Genomic DNA, 19,313 nt, shown 5'->3' with positions numbered 1-19,313 from the left:
GAGCCGTGGATCCGATCACGGCGCTGCTGCACGACGTCCTCGAAGACATCCGACCGCATGACCGCGGCGCCCCGGCGGGGTACATCCCCGAGCTCGCCGCCGCCGATCCCGACCGGCTCGCGCTCGCGGTCGTCGGTCCGCGCGGCCGGGTGCGCGCCGTCGGCGACGTCACGCACGAGTTCACCATCCAGTCGATCTCGAAGCCGTTCGTGCTCGCGCTCGCCCTCGCCGACCGCGGCCGCGACGCCGTGCTGCGCAAGGTCGGCGTCGAGCCGAGCGGCGAGCCGTTCAACGCGATCAGCCTCGAGCCCGGCACCGGGCGGCCCGCGAATCCCATGGTCAACGCCGGGGCGATCGCGACCTCCGCCCTCATCCCCGGCGACGGCGTCGACGACCGCATGACCCGCATCGTCGAGGGACTCTCCGCCTTCGCGGGGCGCTCGCTGTGGGTCGACGAGCAGGTCTACGCGTCGGAGTCCGCCACCGGCGACCGCAACCGGGCGCTGGCCCACCTGCTGCGCTCGCACGGGATCATCGAGGGCTCGGTCGAGGTCGCCGTCGAGACCTACTTCCGGCAGTGCTCGCTGCTCGTGACGGTGCGCGACCTCGCGGTGATGTCCGCGACCCTCGCGTTCGGCGGCCTCAACCCCGTCACCGGCGAGCGGGTCGTCTCGGAGGCAGTGGCCCGCGACGTGCTGTCGATCATGGCGAGCTGCGGCATGTACGACTACTCCGGCGAGTGGCTGCTGCGCGTCGGCCTGCCGGCGAAGAGCGGTGTCAGCGGCGGCCTGCTCGCCGTCGCCCCGTCGCAGTTCGGCGTGGCGGCGTTCAGCCCTCGGCTGGACGAGCACGGCAACTCGGTGCGCGCCATCGCCCTCCTCGAGACGCTCGGCGAGCAGTTCGGCATGCACCTGCTCGAGTCGCACGAGAGCGTCGCCGTGCCCGCGTTCACGGTCGAGGACACCGACCAGGGACGCGTGCTGAGGCTTGCGGGCGAGCTCGGACTCGCCGGCACCGAGCGGGTCGTCGCAGTGCTCCGCGAGATCGCCGAAGCGCTCCCCGAGGGCGCCGAGGTGATAGTCGACGCGCGCGATCTCGCCCGTGCCCACGGCGCCGCGCTGGTCGCGCTGCGGGTCGAGTTCGAGCAGATGCCCCACGGCATCCAGCTGCGGGAGTGACTGGGCGGCGAGTGGATGCCGCGGCTCAGACCCGCCGCAGCAGCGAGATCGACATCGCGTCGGTGTTGTGACGGTGCGGCCACAGCTGTGCGCGCCCGCTGCCGTCGGCCTGGGGCGGCAGGCCGGGGTCGGCATCGGACAGTGACGTGATCACTTCGCGGGCGGAGATCTCCTCGAGCGCCGCGCCCCACTCCCGGCGGATGTCGGCGACGACGCCCGACGTCTCGGCGAGGTGCGGCGAGCAGGTCACGTAGGCGACGACGCCGCCGGGCTTGAGCGCACCGACCGCGGCGCTGAGCAGCTCCCGCTGCAGCTCGGTGAGCGCGGGGACGTCGCTGGGCGCCTTGCGCCAGCGCGCCTCGGGACGCCGGCGCAGCGCGCCCAGCCCGGTGCACGGCGCGTCGACCAGGATGCGGTCGTAGGTGTCGGGCGCTTCCTCCGCGCGGGTGCGGCCGTCCTCCTCCGACACGGGCACCTCGACCGGGACCCCCGCCAGCGCCTGCCGGACGAGCCCGGCGCGGGCCGGCGAGATCTCGTTCGCCTCGAGTGTGGCGCCGCCGACGCGGGCCTCGGCGGCGAGGACGGCGGTCTTGCCGCCGGGCCCCGCGCACAGGTCGAGCCAGCGCTCCCCCTCCGTGATGGGCAGGGCGCGCGCCAGCGCCAGCGCGGCGAGCTGCGAGCCCTCGTCCTGCACGCGGATGCGGCCGCGCGAGGTGCGCACGAGCGAGTCGGGGTCGCCGCCGCCGAGGCGGAAGCCGATCGGCGAGAACGGCGTCCGGCGCGCGTCATCGGGAACACCCGCGAGGTCGGGAAGCGCCGCCATGGTGACGCGCGGCGACGCGTTGTCGGCGGTGAGGAGCGCCTCGAGCTCTTCGGCGCGGCCCTCCGCGGCCAGGGCGCGCCGGAAGGCGCGCACGACCCATACCGGGTGCGAGAACAGGAGGCCGAGCTGCTCGTCGTCGGACCGCGCGCTCGCGGCGATGTGGGTCATCCAGTCGCCCGGAGTGTCGCGTGAGACCCGGCGCAGCACGGCGTTCGCGAACCCGGCCGCACCGCGGCCGCCCGCACCCCGGGCGAGCTCCACGGACTCGTTCACCGCGGCGTGGGAGGCGACCCGCGTCGACAGGAGCTGATGCACGCCGAGACGCAGCGCGTCGAGCACGGCGGGATCGATGTCGGCGACGGGGCGATCGGCGGCGATCGCGATCACCGCGTCGTAGGTGCCCTGTCGCCGGAGCGTGCCGTAGGTCAGCTCGGTCGCCAGCGCGGCGTCGGCCGTCGAGAGGCCGGCGCGCGAGATCGCCGTCGGCAGGAGGAGGTTGGCGTACGCGTCCGATTCGTGGACGGCGCGCAGCGTCTCGTAGGCGACGCGGCGCGCCGCGACGGTCCGGCTCACGATCCCGCCACCGGGGTCGCGTCGCGCAGCCCTCGCCACCAGTCGGCGGCGCGCATCGCGCCCTTGCCGGCGGGTTGCACCGTCTCGAGCGCGATCGGTGCGGATGCGGTCCCGGCGATCACCTGCTTGCCGTGCAGGGCGAGCGCGCCCGGTGCGAGAGCAGGAGCATCGTCGGGAGCCGGCCCGACCGCGAGCACCTTGAACCGGGCGCCGTCGATCGTGGTGTGCGCACCGGGCTCGGGCGTCACCCCGCGGATGCGGCCGAGCACGGCGCTCGCGGGCTCGTCCCAGCGGATGCGGCCGTCGTCGTCGCCGAGCTTCGACGCGTACGTGGTGTCGCCCTCCTGCGGGCGCGCGACCGCGGCGCCGGCGGCGATGTCGTCGACCACGTCCGAGAGCAGCCCGGCACCGTCGTCGGCCAGCGAGGCGAGGAGGTCGCCGGCCGTCGCGTTCGACGGGACGTCGAGCGCGAGCTCACCGAAGACGTCTCCGGCGTCGAGCTCGGGCACCAGCTGGAACACGCTGGCCCCCGTGCGTGCGTCACCGGCGATGAGCGCGTGCTGCACGGGTGCGGCGCCGCGCCAGCGCGGCAGCAGCGAGAAATGCAGATTGATCCAGCCGTGCGCCGGGGCCGACAGCAGCGGCTCGCGCACGAGCCCGCCGTAGGCCACGATGACGCCGAGGTCGGGTTCGAGCGCAGCGATCTCGGCCGTGACGGCCGCATCGAGCCGGTCGGCCCGGATGACGGGCAGCCCGAGCTCCTCGGCGGCCGTGGCGACGGGTGACGGTGTCAGCACCCGCTTGCGCCCGAGCGGGGCGTCCTGGCGGGTGATGACCGCGGCGATGTCGTGAGCGGAGGCCGCGAGCCGGCGCAGCGCCGGCACAGCCGGCGCCGGTGTGCCGGCGAAGACGAGACGCATGACGTTCCTGGAAGTCGAGGGTCAGAGATCGAGATCGGGTACGTCGACCCGAACCTTCAGTGTATGGGCGGCCCCGGGCGTGCGACCCTTCGCGGGGCGGCGCCCCTTCATCGCGTGGCTCACCACGGACGCCCGCAGGCTCTCGGTCACGCGGGTGCCGAGGCCGTAGTCGAACCGCACCAGGGCGCGGACCGACTCCTCGTGCGCGATCGGACCGAGGACGGCCTCTGCGTCGAGTTCGGGGACGGCGGCGCGCAGCGCCGCGACGGCGGTGTCCACCGCGCGACGCGGGCCGTCCACGGAGGCCACCCGGACGGTCGGGGGCATGCGCAGCGGGGCGCGGTCGGCGAGCTCGGAGCGGGCGTACGCCGCCTGCGTCCACGTCGCGAGTGCACGAGCGACCTCGCCGCCCACGCCGACGAGATGAACCGGGGCACCTGCGGCGGCCAGGGCCGCCGCATTCGACCACCACCGCAGACACGACTCGCCGATCCGCAGGTCGTCGGCCATCAGCATCCGGTCCCCGTCGAGCAGGATCACGGCACGATACCCACCGGCGGCGAGCGGCTCGGCGCCGCGGGTCGCGACCACGAGGGCCGGACGCGCGTCGACCTCGGCCACGGGGTGGTCGCCGTCTGCGACGATCACGCGCGTGCCCGGGAATGCGCGACCGAGCTCGTCGGCGGTGCGCTCGCTGCCGGACGAGGCCATGCGCAGCAGGGTCGACCGGCACTCGGGGCAGGCCCACGCGTGGGCGGCGCGTCCGCACCACGTGCACGTCGGGACGGCGCCCTGCCGCGCGGCGTGGAGCGGCCCGCCGCAGTGCGCGCAGCGCGCGGGATGGCGGCATTTCGCGCACACGAGGACGGGCGCGTAGCCGGGACGCGCCACCTGGACGAGCACGGGGCCCTCGGTGAGCGCCTCGCGGGCGGCGGCGAACGCCGATGACGGCACGCGTGCCGCGCGGGACTCGCCCTCGCGGTTCGCGCTCAGCACGACGCGAGGGGTCATGCGCCGCGCCGCAGGGAGGTCGCGCACCCATCCCACGGCGACCAGGCGCTCCACGTCGGTGGTGCGGGTGTGCCCGGCGAAGACGAGCGCCCCGCCGTGCAGTTCCTGACGCAGCAGCGCCGCGTCGCGGGCGTGGACCCCGGGGCTCAGCGGCTCCCCCAGCAAGGGGTCCCCGTCGTCCCAGAGCGCCACCAGCCCGAGCTCGGACACCGGTGCGTACACGGTGGAGCGGTTGCCGATCACGACGCACGGCGCGTCCGCGAGGGTGCGCAGGAACGCGGCGTACCGCGCGGGGCCGCTCTGCTTCGCATCGTCGCGGACCAGGGCGTCGGCGGGGATGCGGGCAGCCAGCGCCGCTTCGAGCTGCGCGCGGTCACGGTGGTCCGGCACGGCGATCACGGCGCTGCGCCCGGAGGCGAGGGTGTGCGTCGCCGCCGCGGCGAGGAGGATCGCCCACGAGCCGACGACGGTGCCGTCGTCGAGGGCCGACGGCACCGGTGGGGCATCCACTGCGAGGCGCTCGCCGTCGTCCAGCGCCTGGGCGAGTCCCGGGTACACGTCGAGGACCCCATCGGCCCATGCGAGATCCGCGGCGTCGATCGCCGGGCGCGGCGGCGGGTCGGCGGCGAGCCACGCCTTCTCGGCGCGCACCATGCGCTTGGGGATCGCGAGGCGGAGGATGTCGCCCGCCGACCCCGCCGCCCGGTCGGCGGCACGCCGGGCGAGCGCGTAGAGTCCCGGCGTCAGCACCGGCACCGGCGATACGACGGCCTCGAGCTGCGAGAGCGGGCGGTCCGAGGCATCCGGCTCCCCCACCTCGACGAGGAGCGCGTCGACCACACGCCCGGCGCTGCGCAGGGGCACACGGACGCGGACGCCGGGCACGGCGTCGGCGACGAGCTCGTCGGGGATCTCGTAGTCGAAGAGGCGGTCGAGCTGCGGCAGCGGCGAGTCGATCAGCACGCGCGCGACGCGCCGCGGGCGCCGCGGCCGATCGCCGGCGCCCGGCTCGTCGTCGTGCACCGCGGTCACGCGGCCGGCGTCAGAGCCCGGCTGCGGCGCGCAGCGCGTCCGCGCGGTCGGTGCGCTCCCACGTGAAGTCGGGCAGCTCTCGGCCGAAGTGGCCGTACGCCGCGGTCTGGGCGTAGATCGGCCGCAGCAGGTCGAGCTGGTCGATGATCGCCTTGGGGCGCAGGTCGAAGACCTCGAGGATGGCGTTCGTGATGACGTCGTCGGCCACGTGGCCGGTGCCGAACGTCTCGACGTAGAGCCCGACGGGCTTTGCCTTGCCGATGGCGTACGCGACCTGCACCTCGAGGCGGTCCGCGAGTCCGGCGGCGACGGCGTTCTTCGCGACCCAGCGCATCGCGTACGCGGCGGAGCGGTCGACCTTCGACGGGTCCTTGCCGCTGAACGCGCCGCCACCGTGGCGGGACGCCCCGCCGTACGTGTCGATGATGATCTTGCGGCCGGTGAGGCCGGCGTCGCCCTTGGGGCCGCCGATGACGAACGGCCCCGCCGGGTTGATGTAGTAGTTCACGTCGGGCAGCTCGAGCCCGGTCGCCTCCAGCACCGGGTCGATGACCTCGGCGCGGACGGCGGCGCGCAGCGCCTTCTGCGAGATGTCGGGGTGGTGCTGCGTCGACAGCACGACAGACTCGACCGTCTTCGGCGTGTGGCCGTCGTAGCCGAGCGTGACCTGCGTCTTGCCGTCGGGGCGCAGGAACGGCAGCTCGCCCGACCGGCGCACCTCGGCGAGGCGCTCGGCCATGCGGTGCGCCGTCCATGCGGCCATCGGCATGAGCTGCGGCGTCTCGGTCGTCGCGTAGCCGAACATGATCCCCTGGTCGCCTGCACCCTGCAGGTCGTGCGGGTCCTCCGAGCCGTCCTCGCGGCGCTCGAACGCCTTGTCGACGCCGGCGGCGATATCGGAGGACTGGGCCCCGATCGACACGCTCACGCCGCACGAGTCGCCGTCGAAGCCGGTGTCGCTCGAGGTGTAGCCGATGCGGTTGACGACGCCGCGCACGATGGCCGGGATCTCGACGTACGCGGAGGTCGACACCTCACCGGCGACGTGGACGAGGCCGGTGGTGACGAGCGTCTCGACGGCGACGCGCCCGTTCGGGTCGGCGTCCAGGATCGCGTCGAGGATCGAGTCCGAGATCTGGTCGCAGATCTTGTCGGGGTGGCCCTCGGTGACGGATTCGGACGTGAACAGACGCAGGTCGGTCATCGGTACTCCAGTTGTCGTGGCTCCGGTCGTCGTGGCATCCGGGCGCCGAGGGGGCGGACACCAGTATGCCCCCGACGACGGACAGGGCCGTCGTCGGGGGCATCGAGGATGTGACGGATTACTCCGCGCGGCGCAGGCGCAGCTTGTCCTCGTGGATCTCGTGCATCGCGATGGTGAGCGGCTTGTCCTCGACGGTCGAGTCGACGAGCGGGCCCACGTTGTCGAACAGGTTGCCCTCGTGGAGGTCGGAGTAGTAGTCGTTGATCTGGCGCGCGCGCTTAGACGCGAAGATCACGAGCTGGTACTTCGAGTCGACCTTCTCGAGCAGGCTGTCGATGGGGGGCTCGATGATGCCCTGGTTCGTTCCGGCCATGGCGAAACCTCCTGGATCGGATGAAAGGAATGGGAGTCTGCGGAGCCTCGGGGTGCCGAGGCATCCCACCATTCTACGTGACGGGATGCGCTCAGCGCGCGAGGCGGGCAACCTCGTCGGCCGCGTGGGCGACGTCGTCGTTCACGACGCGGTAGTCGAACTCGCCCTGCGAGGCCAGTTCGGTCTTCGCGGTGCGCAGGCGCCGGGCACGTTCCGCGGCATCCTCGGTGCCGCGACCGACGAGGCGCTGCACGAGCTCGTCCCAGCTCGGCGGCAGCAGGAACACCAGCGTGGCCGACGGATCGGCCTCGCGCACCTGACGTGCGCCCTGCAGGTCGATCTCGAGGAGCACGGTGCGTCCCTCGGCGAGGGCCTTCTCGATGGGACCGCGCGGCGTGCCGTAACGGTACGCGTTGTGCACGGTCGCGTGCTCGAGCAGCTCGCCGTCGGCGACCATGCGGTCGAACTCGGCGTCGTCGACGAAGAAGTAGTGCTCGCCGTCGACCTCGCCCGGGCGCGGCGCTCGCGTCGTCGCTGACACCGACAGGAGGATCTCGGGGTGGTGGTCCTTGATGTGGGCGGCCACGGTGCCCTTGCCCACCGCGGTCGGTCCGGCCAGGACGACCAGGCGGCTGCGGCCGGCACGGGGCTCGGACTCGGGCCACCGGCTGTCGAGGAACTGGCGCAGGTCCGCGCGCTGGCGCGAGCCGAGGCCGCCCAGACGCTTGACCGGCGAGATCTCGAGGTCCTGCAGGATGCGGTCCCGCTTGCCCTCGCCGATCGCCGGGATCGCGGTCAGGAACTCGGGCACGCGCATCGCGCCCGCGGGTGACGTCGGCTCGGCGAGAGCACGCCGCAGGAGCTCCTGCGGCGTGATCACGCGCATCGCGACGTCCTTCTTGAGGGCGGCGCGTTCGCGGCGGGCGGCGACGGCGCGGCGCGAGGCGGCGACGCGGTCGACCTCGGGGGGCCTCCCCTGTGCGCCGGGGACGTGGGGCGGGGCCTCATCAGGGGTTTCCTGATCGGGTCGCGCTTGCGCGCCGGGGGTCTGGGGCGTAGCCCCAGTGGGTAGGGTGCGCGAATCGGACATTTCAATCACCACGGTAGAGAAGGGCGCGCTCGGATATGCGCGCGGCGAGCCGGTCGGGTCCGGCAGCCAGGATGCTGCGGCTCTCAGACGCTACCACCGCTTCCTGCAGGACGCCGAAGCGCTCACCGAGATGACGCGGTTCCGCGCCCTGGTGACCGAAGCCCGGGCCCAGGATCGGCGCCACCGGCGTGAAAGTCCGGAGTCCGGCATCCGTCCAGTCCACGGTGCCGCCGATGACGAATCCGAGGCTCCCCCACTCGCCGTCGGGCGTGGTGCGGGCGTTGCGCGCGGAGACCTCGCGGACGATCCCCGCCGAGACGGTGTCGCCGTCCGCGTGGCGTGCGCGCTGCAGGCCGAGCGCCTCGGGGTTGCTCGTCGCGGCGAGGACGAACACGCCCTTGCCGTGGCGCAGGGCGAGGTCGAACGTTCCGTCCAGTGCGCCCACGCCGAGGTACGGGCTCACGGTGAGCGCGTCGGCCTCGAGCGGCGAGCCGGGCGTGAGCCAGGCCTGCGCGTACGCGTCCATCGTGGTGCCGATGTCGCCGCGCTTGGCGTCCGCGATCACGAGGAGTCCGGCGCCACGCGCCGCCGCGAGCACGTCCTCCAGGGCGGCGAAGCCCGCCGAGCCGTGCACCTCGAAGAACGAGACCTGCGGCTTGACGACGGCGACCCGGCCCGCAGCGGCCTCGACCACGCGCAGGCCGAACTCGCGCACACCTGCGGCGGAGGCATCCAATCCCCACTCCGCAAGGAGGTGGGCATGCGGATCGATGCCGACGCACAGCTGGCCGTGCGTCGCCATCCCCGCGCGGATGCGCTCGCCGAATGAGGTCATGCGCCCGCCCGATCCGCCGCGTACTCCTGCAGGCTCTTGACCTTGAAACCTTCGCGCAGCACCGGCAGGGCGCTGACGGCGGCGCCGAGCACGGCCATCGTGGTGAACAGCGCCTTGTCGCCCGCGACGGCGGCCGCGCGGATCTCGTAGCCGTCGGCGCGAGTCGCGCCGCCGGACGGGGTGTTCACGACGATGTCGATCTCGCCCGCGTTGATCAGGTCGACGATGTTGGTCTCGCCCGAGTCCTGCGTCTCGGAGTACTTGCCCACCACGCGCACGTCGATGCCGTTGCGCGAGAGGATCTCGGCCGTGCCCTCGGTCGCGACGAGATCGAAGCCGAGCTCCTGCAGGCGGTGCGCCGGCAGGATGACGGCGCGCTTGTCGGCGTCTGCGACCGAGATGAACACGGTGCCCGACTGCGGCATGCCGCCGTACGCGGCCTCCTGCGACTTCGCGAACGCGGTCGGGAAGTCGCGGTCGATGCCCATGACCTCGCCTGTCGAGCGCATCTCGGGGCCGAGCACCGAGTCGACGGTCTGGCCGTCGCGCGTGCGGAACCGCTTGAAGGGCAGCACGGCCTCCTTGACCGCGACGGGAGCGTCCAGCGGCACGCGCGAGCCGTCCTGCTCGGGCAGCAGCCCCTCCGCCTTCAGCTCAGCGATGGTGGCACCGGCCATGATGCGCGACGCCGCCTTCGCGAGCGGGATGCCGAGGGCCTTCGAGACGAACGGCACCGTGCGGCTCGCGCGGGGGTTGGCCTCGATCACGTAGAGCACGCCGGCCGAGATCGCGAATTGCACGTTCAGGAGCCCTCGCACGCCCACGCCCTCGGCGATGGCGCGCGTCGCCTCGCGGACGCGGTCGATGTCGGTGCGGCCGAGGCTCACCGGCGGCAGCGTGCACGACGAGTCGCCGGAGTGGATGCCGGCCTCCTCGAGGTGCTCCATGACGCCGCCGATGTAGAGCTCGTCGCCGTCGTACAGCGCATCGACGTCGAGCTCGATCGCGTCGTCGAGGAAGCGGTCCACGAGCAGCGGCAGGCCGGGGCCGATGATCGCCTCGCCGGCGACGCGCACGAAGTAGTCGCGCAGCGCCTCGGTCGAGTAGACGATCTCCATGCCGCGGCCGCCGAGCACGAAGCTCGGGCGCACCAGGACCGGGTACCCGATCTCCTCGGCGACCACGACGGCGCCCTCGACGTCGATCGCGGTGCCGTTGCGCGGCGCGACGAGTCCGGCGTCGTCGAGCAGGCGCGAGAAGAGCTCGCGCTCCTCGGCCAGGTCGATCGCGGCGGGCTTGGTGCCGAGGATCGTGTAGCCGGCTTCCTCGATGCCCTTCGCGAGCCCGAGCGGCGTCTGGCCGCCGAGCTGGCAGATGACGCCGAGGATCTTCCCCGACTGCGCTTCGGCGTGCAGCACCTCAAGGACGTCCTCGAGGGTCAGCGGCTCGAAGTACAGGCGGTCGGAGGTGTCGTAGTCGGTCGACACCGTCTCGGGATTGCAGTTGACCATGACGGTCTCGTAGCCGGCGTCCGACAGGGCGAACGACGCGTGCACGCACGAGTAGTCGAACTCGACGCCCTGGCCGATGCGGTTCGGGCCCGAGCCGATGATGACGACCTTCGTGCGCTCCGACGGCGTGACCTCGGTCTCGAAGTCGTAGCTCGAGTAGTGGTACGGCGTCAGGGCCGGGAACTCCCCTGCGCACGTGTCGACGGTCTTGTAGACGGGACGGATGCCGAGACCGTGACGGATGCCGCGCACCTGGGTCTCGCTGTCACCGCGCAGCTGCGCGACCTGGGCGTCGCTGAAGCCGTGCTCCTTCGCGATGCGGAGGGTGGCGGCATCCAGCTCGCCCGCCTTCGCGACGAAGTCGGCGACCTCGTTGATGAGGACGATCTGGTCGAGGAACCACGGGTCGATCTTGGTGGCCTCGAAGGCCTGCTCCACCGTGGCGCCCTTGCGGAGCGCCTGCTGCAGCACCACGATGCGGCCATCGGTGGGGGTCTTCGCGATCTCGAGGAGCTCGTCCACCGAACGGGGCTCGTCGCCCCAATGGAAGCTCGAGCCGCGCTTCTCGAGGGAGCGCAGCGCCTTCTGCAGCGCGGTCGCGTAGTTGCGGCCGATCGCCATCGCCTCGCCGACCGACTTCATGGTGGTGGTGAGGGTCGTGTCGGCGGCCGGGAACTTCTCGAAGTTGAAGCGCGGCACCTTGACGACGATGTAGTCGAGCGTGGGCTCGAAGCTCGCCGGCGTCACCTTGGTGATGTCGTTCGGGATCTCGTCGAGGCGGTAGCCGATCGCGAGCTTCGCGGCGATCTTCGCGATCGGGAAGCCGGTGGCCTTCGACGCCAGGGCCGACGAGCGCGAGACGCGCGGGTTCATCTCGATGACGATGATGCGGCCGGTCTTCGGGTCCACGGCGAACTGGATGTTGCAGCCGCCGGTGTCGACGCCGACCGCGCGGATGATGTCGATGCCGATGTCGCGGAGCTTCTGGTACTCGCGGTCGGTCAGCGTGAGCGCGGGGGCGACGGTGATCGAGTCGCCGGTGTGGACGCCGACGGGGTCGACGTTCTCGATCGAGCAGACGACGACCGTGTTGTCGGCGGTGTCGCGCATGAGCTCGAGCTCGTACTCCTTCCAGCCGAGGATCGACTCCTCGAGCAGCACCTCGTTCGTCGGCGAGTCGTGCAGGCCCGCGCCGCCGATGCGGCGGAGGTCCTCCTCGTCGTACGCGAAGCCGGAGCCGAGGCCGCCCATGGTGAACGACGGGCGCACGACGAGCGGGTATCCGAGCTTCTCGGCGCCGGCCAGCAGCTCGTCCATCGTGTGGCAGATCACCGAGTCGGCGACGTCGGCGCCGGCGTCGAGCACCAGCTGCTTGAAGATCTGGCGGTCCTCGCCCTTGTTGATCGCCTCGAAGTCGGCACCGATGAGCTCGACGTCATACTTCTCGAGGATGCCGTGCTTGTGCAGGTCGATCGCCGCGTTGAGCGCCGTCTGACCGCCGAGCGTCGGCAGGATCGCGTCGGGCTTCTCCTTCGCGATGATCGTCTCGATCACGCGCCAGTTGATCGGCTCGATGTAGGTCGCGTCGGCGAAGTCCGGGTCGGTCATGATCGTCGCCGGGTTGGAGTTGACGAGGATGACGCGGACGCCCTCGTCACGGAGCACGCGGCAGGCCTGCGTGCCGGAGTAGTCGAACTCGCACGCCTGGCCGATGACGATCGGGCCGGAGCCGATGACGAGGACGGAGTTGATGTCGTCGCGCTTGGGCATTACTTGCCGGCCTCCTGAGTCGGGTCCTGAGCGTGTCGAAGGGCGAGGTTGGCGACGACGAGGTCGCGGAAGCGGTCGAACAGGTAGTTGGCGTCGTGGGGTCCGGCGGCGGCCTCGGGGTGGTACTGCACCGAGAAGGCCGGGATGTCGAGCGCCCGCAGGCCCTCGACCACCTGGTCGTTGAGGCCGACGTGGCTGACCTCGACCTTGCCGTAGCCGTTCGGGCTGTCGAACGAGCCCTCGACGGGTGCGTCGACGGCGAAGCCGTGGTTGTGCGCGGTGATCTCGACGCGGCCGGTGGCCTTGTCGAGGACCGGCTGGTTGATGCCGCGGTGGCCGAACGGCAGCTTGTACGTGCCGAGGCCGAGGGCGCGGCCGAGCAGCTGGTTGCCGAAGCAGATGCCGAAGAACGGCAGGCCGTCGTCGAGCACGCCGCGCAGCAGGTCGACATGGTCGCCCGATGCCGCCGGGTCGCCGGGGCCGTTCGAGTAGAACACCGCGACCGGGTCGATCGCGCGGATGCCGTCGATCGTGACGTCCTGCGGGAGCACGTGCACCTCGAAGCCGCGGGCGGCGAGGTTGTCGACCGTCGCCTGCTTGACGCCCAGATCGAGCACGGCGAGGTTGCCGATGCGCTCGCCCTTCGCGGGTGTGACCTCGGCGGCGGCCACCGAGACCTGTGCCGAGAGGTTCTGGCCGGCCATCTCGGGCGCCTCGCGCACCAGGCGCAGCTGCTCGTCCGGGTCGATCGCCGCGGCCTCGCCGGAGAAGATCGCGCCGCGCATGCTGCCCGCCGAGCGGATGTGACGAGTGATCGCGCGCGTGTCGATGCCGCTGATGCCGATCACGCCGTCGTTCACGAGCGCGTCGTCGAGCGACTCGTCGGCACGCCAGTTCGACACCACGCGGGAGGGGTCGCGGACGATGTAGCCCGACACCCAGATGCGGCGCGACTCGGGGTCTTCGTCGTTCATGCCGGTGTTGCCGATGTGGGGTGCGGTCTGGAGCACGATCTGGCCCGCGTACGAGGGATCGGTCAGCGTCTCCTGGTAGCCGGTCATGCCGGTGGCGAAGACCACTTCGCCGATGGTCGTGCCGAGGGCGCCGTAGGCGCGTCCGACGTGGCGGGTCCCGTCCTCGAGCACGAGGACGGCCGGGTCGGTCTGGAACAGGGAGGTCATGCGTCGGTTCCCGTCTGGGTCGGGGGAAGGATGCCGGCCACGGCGTCCGCGAGGGCGCGGGCCGAGGCATCCTGAGGTCGGAGATAGGAGTCGACGACGGTGCCGTCGTCGAGGCGCCACGCGAGGCGCACGAGGCCGTCGGGCTCGACCACGCGGTCGATCGCCACCGTCGCCTGTGCGACGTCCTCGATGCGGTCGGCCGCGAGGAACACGCGGGGTTTGCCGGTGAGATCGAGGGCGACGCCGGCGTCGGTGACCGTCACGTCGGAGCGCGAGCGGAAGGCGAGGCCGCCGATGGCGAGGCGCTCGAGCGGCTCGCCGTGACGCGTGGTCGCGACGTAGAGCGTCGGGAACGCCGAGAGGGTCGCGGCGCCCGCGGGGATCTCGCCGACGGGCGCGACCAGCGCGGCGTCGCGCCGCGTTCGTCGCCACCACGCCCACACCAGCACGCCCAGCAGCGCGATGGTGACCGCGACCATGACGCCGAGGGCGGCCTCACGGGTCATGCGCGCACCCCCGGGGCGTCGAGCAGAGCGCCGTCGGCGACCGTGACGGTGCCCTGGTGCAGGGTCCAGCGGACGTCGCCCGGGAGCTCACGGCCGATGTACGGCGAGTTCACGCTCCGGCCGCGCAGGTCGTCGGTCGTGAAGGTGCGGCGCGGCGACGGGTCGTAGAAGGCGAGCGACGCCGGCTGCCCCTCGGTGAGCGGAGTGCCGTGACCGGTGAGGCGGCCGATGCGGGCGGGCTCGCGCGACATGACACGCGCGACGTCGCCCCACGTGATGAGGCCGGTGTCGACCATCGACTGCTGCACGACGCGCAGCGCGCTCTCGAGGCCGACCATGCCGTTCGCGGCCGCGTGCCACTCGCACGCCTTGGCCTCGGCGGGGTGCGGCGCGTGGTCGGTCGCCACGATGTCGATCGTGCCGTCGGCGAGGCCCTCGCGCACGGCGAGCACGTCCTCCTCACGGCGCAGCGGCGGATTGACCTTGAAGCGGGCGTCGTAGTCGCGCACCAGCTCGTCGGTGAGGAGCAGGTGATGGGGGGTGACCTCTGCCGTGACATTCACGCCGCGGCGCTTGGCCCAGCGGATGATCTCGACCGACCCGGCGGTCGAGAGGTGGCACACGTGCAGGCGCGAGCCGACGTGCTCGGCCAGGAGCACGTCGCGCGCGATGATCGACTCCTCCGCGACCGCGGGCCAGCCCGCGAGGCCGAGCTCGGCCGACACGGCGCCCTCGTTCATCTGAGCGCCCTCGGTGAGGCGAGGGTCCTGGGCGTGCTGCGCGATGACGCCGTCGAACGCCTTCACGTACTCCAGCGCTCGCCGCATGATCAGCGGGTCCCAGACGCAGAAGCCGTCATCGCTGAAGACGCGGACCCTCGCGCGCGAGTCGGCCATGGCGCCGAGCTCGGCGAGCCGCTCGCCCTTCTGACCCACCGTGACCGCGCCGATCGGCTGCACCGTCACGAATCCGGCGGCCTCGCCCAGGGCGAGCTCCTGCTCGACGACACCCGCGGTGTCGGCCACCGGCGAGGTGTTGGGCATCGCGAACACGGCGGTGTACCCGCCGGCCGCGGCGGCGCGCGAGCCGGTGAGGATCGTCTCGGATGCCTCGTACCCGGGCTCGCGCAGGTGCGTGTGGAGGTCGACCAGACCCGGCAGCAGCACCAGGCCGTCGACGTCGATCTCGGTCGCGCCGGCGCGGCTGATGTCGCCGCCGATGGCGGCGATGACGCCGTCCTCGACGAGGACGTCGGCGGCGGTCGATCCTTCGACCAGCGCTCCGCGGAAGAGAAGGGTCTCGCTCATCGGGTGTTCTCCTTCTCTGTGCCGTCCACGGCGGGGGCATCCGCCGTGGACGTGGTCTCGGCCGGGGTGCGCTCCGCGCCCGCCAGCAGCAGGTAGAGCGCGGCCATGCGCACCGAGACGCCGTTGGCGACCTGCTCGAGCACGGTCGAGCGCGGCGAGTCAGCGGCTTCTGCGGAGATCTCCAGGCCCCGGTTCATGGGTCCGGGGTGCATGACAATGCTATCCGCTCCCAGTTCCTGAAGTCGGCGCGCGTCGAGGCCCCAGCGGCGTGAATACTCCCGTTCAGTGGGGAAATACGCCGCGTTCATGCGCTCCAGCTGGATGCGCAGCATCATGAGCGCGTCGGGGCCGGCGGCGATCGCCTCGTCGAGGTCGTAGAGCACCTCGACCGGCCAGCGCGACATGTCCTGGGGCACGAGCGTGGGCGGTGACACCAGGGTGACGCTCGCGCCGAGCGTGTTGAGCAGCCACACGTTCGAGCGCGCGACCCGCGAGTGCAGCACGTCGCCGACGATCGTGACCTTGACCCCGGCGAGGTCGCGCCCGCGGCTGTCATCGCGGAAACGGCGCTTGCGGATGGTGAACGCGTCGAGCAGGGCCTGCGTCGGGTGCTCGTGCGTCCCGTCGCCGGCGTTGACGACGCCCGCGCTGATCCAGCCGCTGGTGGCGAGGGTGCGCGGCGCGCCGGACGCGCCGTGGCGGATGACGACGGCATCCGCGCCCATCGCCTGCAGCGTCTGGGCGGTGTCCTGGAGGGACTCGCCCTTCGAGACGCTCGAGCCCTTCGCGGAGAAGTTGATGACGTCGGCCGACAGCCGCTTCGCGGCCGCCTCGAACGAGATGCGCGTGCGCGTGGAGTCCTCGAAGAACAGGTTGACGACAGTCTTGCCGCGCAGCGTCGGGAGCTTCTTGACCTCGCGCTGCTGCGTGTCGGCCATGTCCTCCGCGACGTCGAGGATGCGCAGCGCGTCCTCGCGGGAGAGGGTCTGGGTGTCGAGCAGGTGCCTCATGACTCGATCGTCACCTCCTCGACGCCGTCGGTCTCCGCCAGGCGCACGTTCACGCGCTCGTCGCGCGAGCTGGGCAGGTTCTTGCCGACGAAGTCGGGTCGGATGGGCAGCTCGCGGTGCCCGCGGTCGACCAGCGTCGCCAACCGGACCGCGGCGGGGCGGCCGATGTCCTGCAGGGCATCGAGGGCGGCACGGATGCTGCGACCCGAGAAGAGCACGTCGTCCACGAGCACGACGACCTTGCCGTCGATGCCGCCGGCAGGGATCTGCGTCGGCTGCGGCGCGCGGGTCGGATTGCGATGCAGGTCGTCGCGGTACATCGTGACGTCGAGCGATCCGACCGGGATGGGGGCGCCGCCGAACTCGGCGACGAGCGCGCCGACGCGGTGGGCGAGGGTGACGCCGCGAGTGGGGATGCCGAGGAGGACCAGTCCCTCCGGGCCTTTGTTGGACTCGAGGATCTCATGGGAGATCCGAGTCAGGGCCCGGGCGATGTCGGCCTCGTGCAGCACGGTGCGCGTGCTCATCCGCCGCTCCCTTCTCCGCCTCACGGGACGGTGTTAAAGGTTGCTGTGATCGTCGTCCAGTCTACGACACGGCGAAGGCCGGACCCGAACCGGGTCCGGCCTTCGCCGAGTCGTGCGCGCGGGTCAGCGGCGCGCGGGTCCGCGCAGCACGCGGGAGGCCACGACGAGCGCTGCCGCGATCAGCACGACGTTCTTGAAGATGTACTGGCCCGTGAGCGTCGGGCCGACCGGACCGAAGACCTCCGCGGGCAGCAGCACGATCGGCGACAGGATGCCCACGAATGCGAGGGCGAGCACCACGAGGCCGACGCGGGCGAAAGCGCCGCCGGCGATGAGGAGCGCACCTGCGGCGACCTCGATGACCGCGGTGGCGATGAGCGCGGCCTGCCCGCTCACCAGGCCGAACGTGAGCTTCTCCCACGTGCGGCTGACGAGGGCCTCGACCGGGCTCAGGCCCGGGAAGAACTTGAGAGCGCCGAAGACGAGGAACACCGCGCCGAGGGCGACGCGCAGTGCCGGGATGCTCCAGCGCTGCAGCGAGGCCTTCACCGCGGCCTCGGCGCGGGCCTCCCACGCGAGGACGGCGCTGAGCCGGTTCGGGCGAACGGTGGACGCGGGGACGACGCCGCCGGCGCCGTGGATGGGAACGGTGGTCATGGCGTGATTCCTTCGGGTTCTGATCGCCCGCGATCGCGGGCACGGTGATCAGGACCCGCCGGGGACACGGGGTGATACGAACGGGCGCAGATCAGCGCCCACCCCACACAAGAACCGACGGGAGAACCCTGGCGTGTTGTGGAGGATCTACAACACGCCGGCGTTCCGGGTTCGTCAGGCCGCGGGGCTCGTCGCCGCTCGGTACAGGTCGTCCTCGACCTGGGACGCCCGGATCGGGTGCCCCTGGCTCGTCAGGCACTTCCCGCTCGCGAGGTCCCACTTCCAGTCGTGGAGGGAGCACGTGAGCACGCCGTCCTCGATCTTCCCCGTCTTCGTGAGATCGGCCCGCAGGTGCGGGCAGCGGCGCTGCACGATCCAGTCGCCGAGCTGAGCGTCCTCGGTCTGGTCCGTCTGCTCGGCGTACCAGTTCTCGACGTACTCGATGCGGTCCCGCGAGAGGCACTTGAGGAAGGTGGTGAGGAACTCGTTGAACTTGCCGCTGCGGCCGACCGAGAACTGCATCGACAGGAAGATCGAGTTGGACCAGTCGATCTCGTGGTCGGCGATGTTGGTCGAGACCAGATCCGCGGGGATCGTGTACCAGTAGATGCACTCGTCGCCGTCGGCGTACTCGCGCACCTTCGCCTTCGGGAAGTCCACGACCATGTCGAGCTCGCCGATGCGGAAGCGCACCACACCGCCGACGCCGTTGCGGATCGTGCGGGCGCGCCGCAGCAGCGGCTCCCACCACTCCTTGATCGCCGCGAGCATCTCGTCCGGCGGAAGCACGGCGGCGCGCGTGGCCTCCTCCGCGCGCACCTCGTCCTGGCGCGCGTCGCGCTGCTCGGCGAGATAGGCCCACTTGTCGTCGAAGATGCGGTCGATCTCGGACTGCGTGTAGAGCGTCTGCGTGACCGAGATCTCGCCGCCGTTCAGCTCCACGACCGTGCCGGGCACGAACTCGTACCCCTTCTGCTCGGGACGCAGCTCCGCCATGTGCGCGAGGAACTGCCGCTGGTCGGTGAAGATCGAGTCGTCGTCGATGCCGTAGCCGTTGTACGTGAACAGCTCCTCGCGGAGGAACATCGGCGGCCCCGCCATCGGGAAGACGTGCTCGGCGTCGACCTTCTCGATGTAGTACATGGCGCGCTTGTTCTGCGCGTCGCGCTTGAGCTTCGCGAAGTTCTGCTTGGCGTCCTGGGGAAGGTCGTAGACCATCGGCCACCAGATCGCACCCGACACCTGCGTGAAGTACGCCTCGGGCTTGGAGAACGACATCAGCTTCTCGAGGTCGAGCGGGTGCGAGTCGTTCTGGTTCAGGATGCTGGCGGTGCCGTCGTCGACCGAGAGCGACGAGTCGCCGATCGGGCCGTCGCTCGGCGCCCGCAGCGGAGTGACCATGACCTTCAGGTCGCCGAACTCCAGCGGCACGCCGGCCTGCGTGTAGACGATGTTGTCGTAGCCGAGCTTGCGGAGATCCTGCTCGAGGTCGTCCGTCGGGTAGTCCGGCAGCAGCACCTTGATGGTCTTCGGCACGTGCTTCTGCATGAGCGCGGGGTCGAAGTGGTCGCGGTGGCGGTGGGAGATGTAGAGGAAGTCGGCCTTGCCGTAGGTCGACCAGTCGAGCGCCCGGTTGTCGGGGAACGGGAACCATGACCCGAAGAAGGTCGGCCCGATCACCGGGTCGCAGAGGATGCTTCCTCCCGCCGTCTCGATGAACATTCCGGCGTGGCCGAGGCCCGTGATGCGCATGGGGTTGCCCTCCTGTCGAACCAGACGAGTCTAGGTGAGGCTCGCGGGCCGCA

16 protein-coding genes are annotated in these 19,313 nt (G+C 71.7%); 1 reads left to right on the top strand and 15 read right to left on the bottom strand.

Going from position 1 to position 19,313, the window contains the following annotated elements; genetic code table 11:
- The first annotated feature begins 5 nt into the window (after window positions 1-5).
- Window positions 6-1,178 (top strand): glutaminase A, encoded by a 1,173-nt coding sequence (gene glsA / locus ACFVSU_RS03010; protein WP_387137809.1) that lies wholly within the window; start codon window positions 6-8, stop codon window positions 1,176-1,178.
- 25 nt (window positions 1,179-1,203) lie between these two features.
- On the opposite strand, the gene ACFVSU_RS03005 is transcribed toward glsA, so the two are convergent.
- The 15 genes from ACFVSU_RS03005 to ACFVSU_RS02935 all read right to left on the bottom strand — a co-directional run bounded on the left by ACFVSU_RS03005 (window position 1,204) and on the right by ACFVSU_RS02935 (window position 19,260).
- On the bottom strand, window positions 1,204-2,574 hold the full coding sequence (locus ACFVSU_RS03005) for an RsmB/NOP family class I SAM-dependent RNA methyltransferase (protein ID WP_387137806.1): 1,371 nt from the start codon (window positions 2,572-2,574) through the stop codon (window positions 1,204-1,206).
- Window positions 2,571-3,494 (bottom strand): methionyl-tRNA formyltransferase, encoded by a 924-nt coding sequence (fmt, locus tag ACFVSU_RS03000; RefSeq protein ID WP_387137803.1) that lies wholly within the window; start codon window positions 3,492-3,494, stop codon window positions 2,571-2,573. Before fmt ends, ACFVSU_RS03005 begins: the two co-directional genes overlap by 4 nt.
- Window positions 3,495-3,515: 21 nt before the next feature.
- Window positions 3,516-5,537, bottom strand: a complete 2,022-nt coding sequence (locus tag ACFVSU_RS02995; protein WP_387137800.1) for a primosomal protein N' — start codon at window positions 5,535-5,537, stop codon at window positions 3,516-3,518.
- Window positions 5,538-5,547: 10 nt separating this feature from the next.
- Complete coding sequence (gene metK / locus ACFVSU_RS02990) at window positions 5,548-6,741, bottom strand: methionine adenosyltransferase (protein WP_387137797.1); 1,194 nt, start codon at window positions 6,739-6,741, stop codon at window positions 5,548-5,550.
- Window positions 6,742-6,859: 118 nt separating this feature from the next.
- The gene (gene rpoZ / locus ACFVSU_RS02985; RefSeq protein ID WP_018170775.1) at window positions 6,860-7,114 is read right to left on the bottom strand and encodes a DNA-directed RNA polymerase subunit omega; all 255 of its coding nucleotides are present in this window, start codon (window positions 7,112-7,114) and stop codon (window positions 6,860-6,862) included.
- Between the two features lie 91 nt (window positions 7,115-7,205).
- A complete protein-coding gene (gmk, locus tag ACFVSU_RS02980; RefSeq protein ID WP_387137793.1) occupies window positions 7,206-8,204 on the bottom strand; it encodes a guanylate kinase in 999 nt (332 codons plus the stop codon).
- 1 nt (window position 8,205) lies between these two features.
- Complete coding sequence (gene pyrF, locus ACFVSU_RS02975; protein WP_387137790.1) at window positions 8,206-9,039, bottom strand: orotidine-5'-phosphate decarboxylase; 834 nt, start codon at window positions 9,037-9,039, stop codon at window positions 8,206-8,208.
- Window positions 9,036-12,320 (bottom strand): carbamoyl-phosphate synthase large subunit, encoded by a 3,285-nt coding sequence (carB, locus tag ACFVSU_RS02970; RefSeq protein ID WP_387137787.1) that lies wholly within the window; start codon window positions 12,318-12,320, stop codon window positions 9,036-9,038. Before carB ends, pyrF begins: the two co-directional genes overlap by 4 nt.
- Window positions 12,320-13,501, bottom strand: coding sequence for a glutamine-hydrolyzing carbamoyl-phosphate synthase small subunit (gene carA / locus ACFVSU_RS02965; RefSeq protein WP_387137784.1), 1,182 nt, complete (start codon window positions 13,499-13,501; stop codon window positions 12,320-12,322). The genes carB and carA overlap by 1 nt, the downstream gene beginning before the upstream one ends.
- Window positions 13,498-14,007: a hypothetical protein gene (locus ACFVSU_RS02960; protein ID WP_387137782.1), complete on the bottom strand. Its 510-nt coding sequence runs from the start codon at window positions 14,005-14,007 to the stop codon at window positions 13,498-13,500. The genes carA and ACFVSU_RS02960 overlap by 4 nt, the downstream gene beginning before the upstream one ends.
- Window positions 14,004-15,314 carry a dihydroorotase gene (locus ACFVSU_RS02955; protein ID WP_387137779.1) on the bottom strand — a complete coding sequence of 437 codons (1,311 nt, stop codon included), beginning with the start codon at window positions 15,312-15,314 and terminating at the stop codon, window positions 14,004-14,006. The genes ACFVSU_RS02960 and ACFVSU_RS02955 overlap by 4 nt, the downstream gene beginning before the upstream one ends.
- Window positions 15,311-16,324: an aspartate carbamoyltransferase catalytic subunit gene (locus ACFVSU_RS02950; RefSeq protein WP_387137776.1), complete on the bottom strand. Its 1,014-nt coding sequence runs from the start codon at window positions 16,322-16,324 to the stop codon at window positions 15,311-15,313. Before ACFVSU_RS02950 ends, ACFVSU_RS02955 begins: the two co-directional genes overlap by 4 nt.
- Window positions 16,321-16,851 carry a bifunctional pyr operon transcriptional regulator/uracil phosphoribosyltransferase PyrR gene (gene pyrR / locus ACFVSU_RS02945; RefSeq protein WP_056367273.1) on the bottom strand — a complete coding sequence of 177 codons (531 nt, stop codon included), beginning with the start codon at window positions 16,849-16,851 and terminating at the stop codon, window positions 16,321-16,323. Before pyrR ends, ACFVSU_RS02950 begins: the two co-directional genes overlap by 4 nt.
- A gap of 123 nt (window positions 16,852-16,974) precedes the next feature.
- Window positions 16,975-17,508 (bottom strand): DoxX family protein, encoded by a 534-nt coding sequence (locus tag ACFVSU_RS02940; RefSeq protein ID WP_387137773.1) that lies wholly within the window; start codon window positions 17,506-17,508, stop codon window positions 16,975-16,977.
- A gap of 174 nt (window positions 17,509-17,682) precedes the next feature.
- On the bottom strand, window positions 17,683-19,260 hold the full coding sequence (locus ACFVSU_RS02935) for a Rieske 2Fe-2S domain-containing protein (RefSeq protein WP_387137771.1): 1,578 nt from the start codon (window positions 19,258-19,260) through the stop codon (window positions 17,683-17,685).
- Window positions 19,261-19,313 lie beyond the last annotated feature (53 nt).

Origin of the sequence: Microbacterium sp. NPDC058062 (assembly GCF_042885375.1) — a bacterium.
GTDB lineage: Bacteria > Actinomycetota > Actinomycetes > Actinomycetales > Microbacteriaceae > Microbacterium > Microbacterium trichothecenolyticum_C.
Note: the sequence above shows the minus strand (reverse complement) of the source record. Positions and strands in the feature narration are given on the sequence as shown.

Coding starts and splice junctions, on each gene's coding strand:
- fmt (WP_387137803.1), bottom strand. CDS start 3,494: ATGCGTCTCGTCTTCGCCGGCACACCGGCGCCGGCTGTGCCGGCGCTG.
- metK (WP_387137797.1), bottom strand. CDS start 6,741: ATGACCGACCTGCGTCTGTTCACGTCCGAATCCGTCACCGAGGGCCAC.
- rpoZ (WP_018170775.1), bottom strand. CDS start 7,114: ATGGCCGGAACGAACCAGGGCATCATCGAGCCCCCCATCGACAGCCTG.
- gmk (WP_387137793.1), bottom strand. CDS start 8,204: ATGTCCGATTCGCGCACCCTACCCACTGGGGCTACGCCCCAGACCCCC.
- pyrF (WP_387137790.1), bottom strand. CDS start 9,039: ATGACCTCATTCGGCGAGCGCATCCGCGCGGGGATGGCGACGCACGGC.
- carB (WP_387137787.1), bottom strand. CDS start 12,320: ATGCCCAAGCGCGACGACATCAACTCCGTCCTCGTCATCGGCTCCGGC.
- carA (WP_387137784.1), bottom strand. CDS start 13,501: ATGACCTCCCTGTTCCAGACCGACCCGGCCGTCCTCGTGCTCGAGGAC.
- ACFVSU_RS02960 (WP_387137782.1), bottom strand. CDS start 14,007: ATGACCCGTGAGGCCGCCCTCGGCGTCATGGTCGCGGTCACCATCGCG.
- ACFVSU_RS02955 (WP_387137779.1), bottom strand. CDS start 15,314: ATGAGCGAGACCCTTCTCTTCCGCGGAGCGCTGGTCGAAGGATCGACC.
- ACFVSU_RS02950 (WP_387137776.1), bottom strand. CDS start 16,324: ATGAGGCACCTGCTCGACACCCAGACCCTCTCCCGCGAGGACGCGCTG.
- pyrR (WP_056367273.1), bottom strand. CDS start 16,851: ATGAGCACGCGCACCGTGCTGCACGAGGCCGACATCGCCCGGGCCCTG.
- ACFVSU_RS02940 (WP_387137773.1), bottom strand. CDS start 17,508: ATGACCACCGTTCCCATCCACGGCGCCGGCGGCGTCGTCCCCGCGTCC.
- ACFVSU_RS02935 (WP_387137771.1), bottom strand. CDS start 19,260: ATGCGCATCACGGGCCTCGGCCACGCCGGAATGTTCATCGAGACGGCG.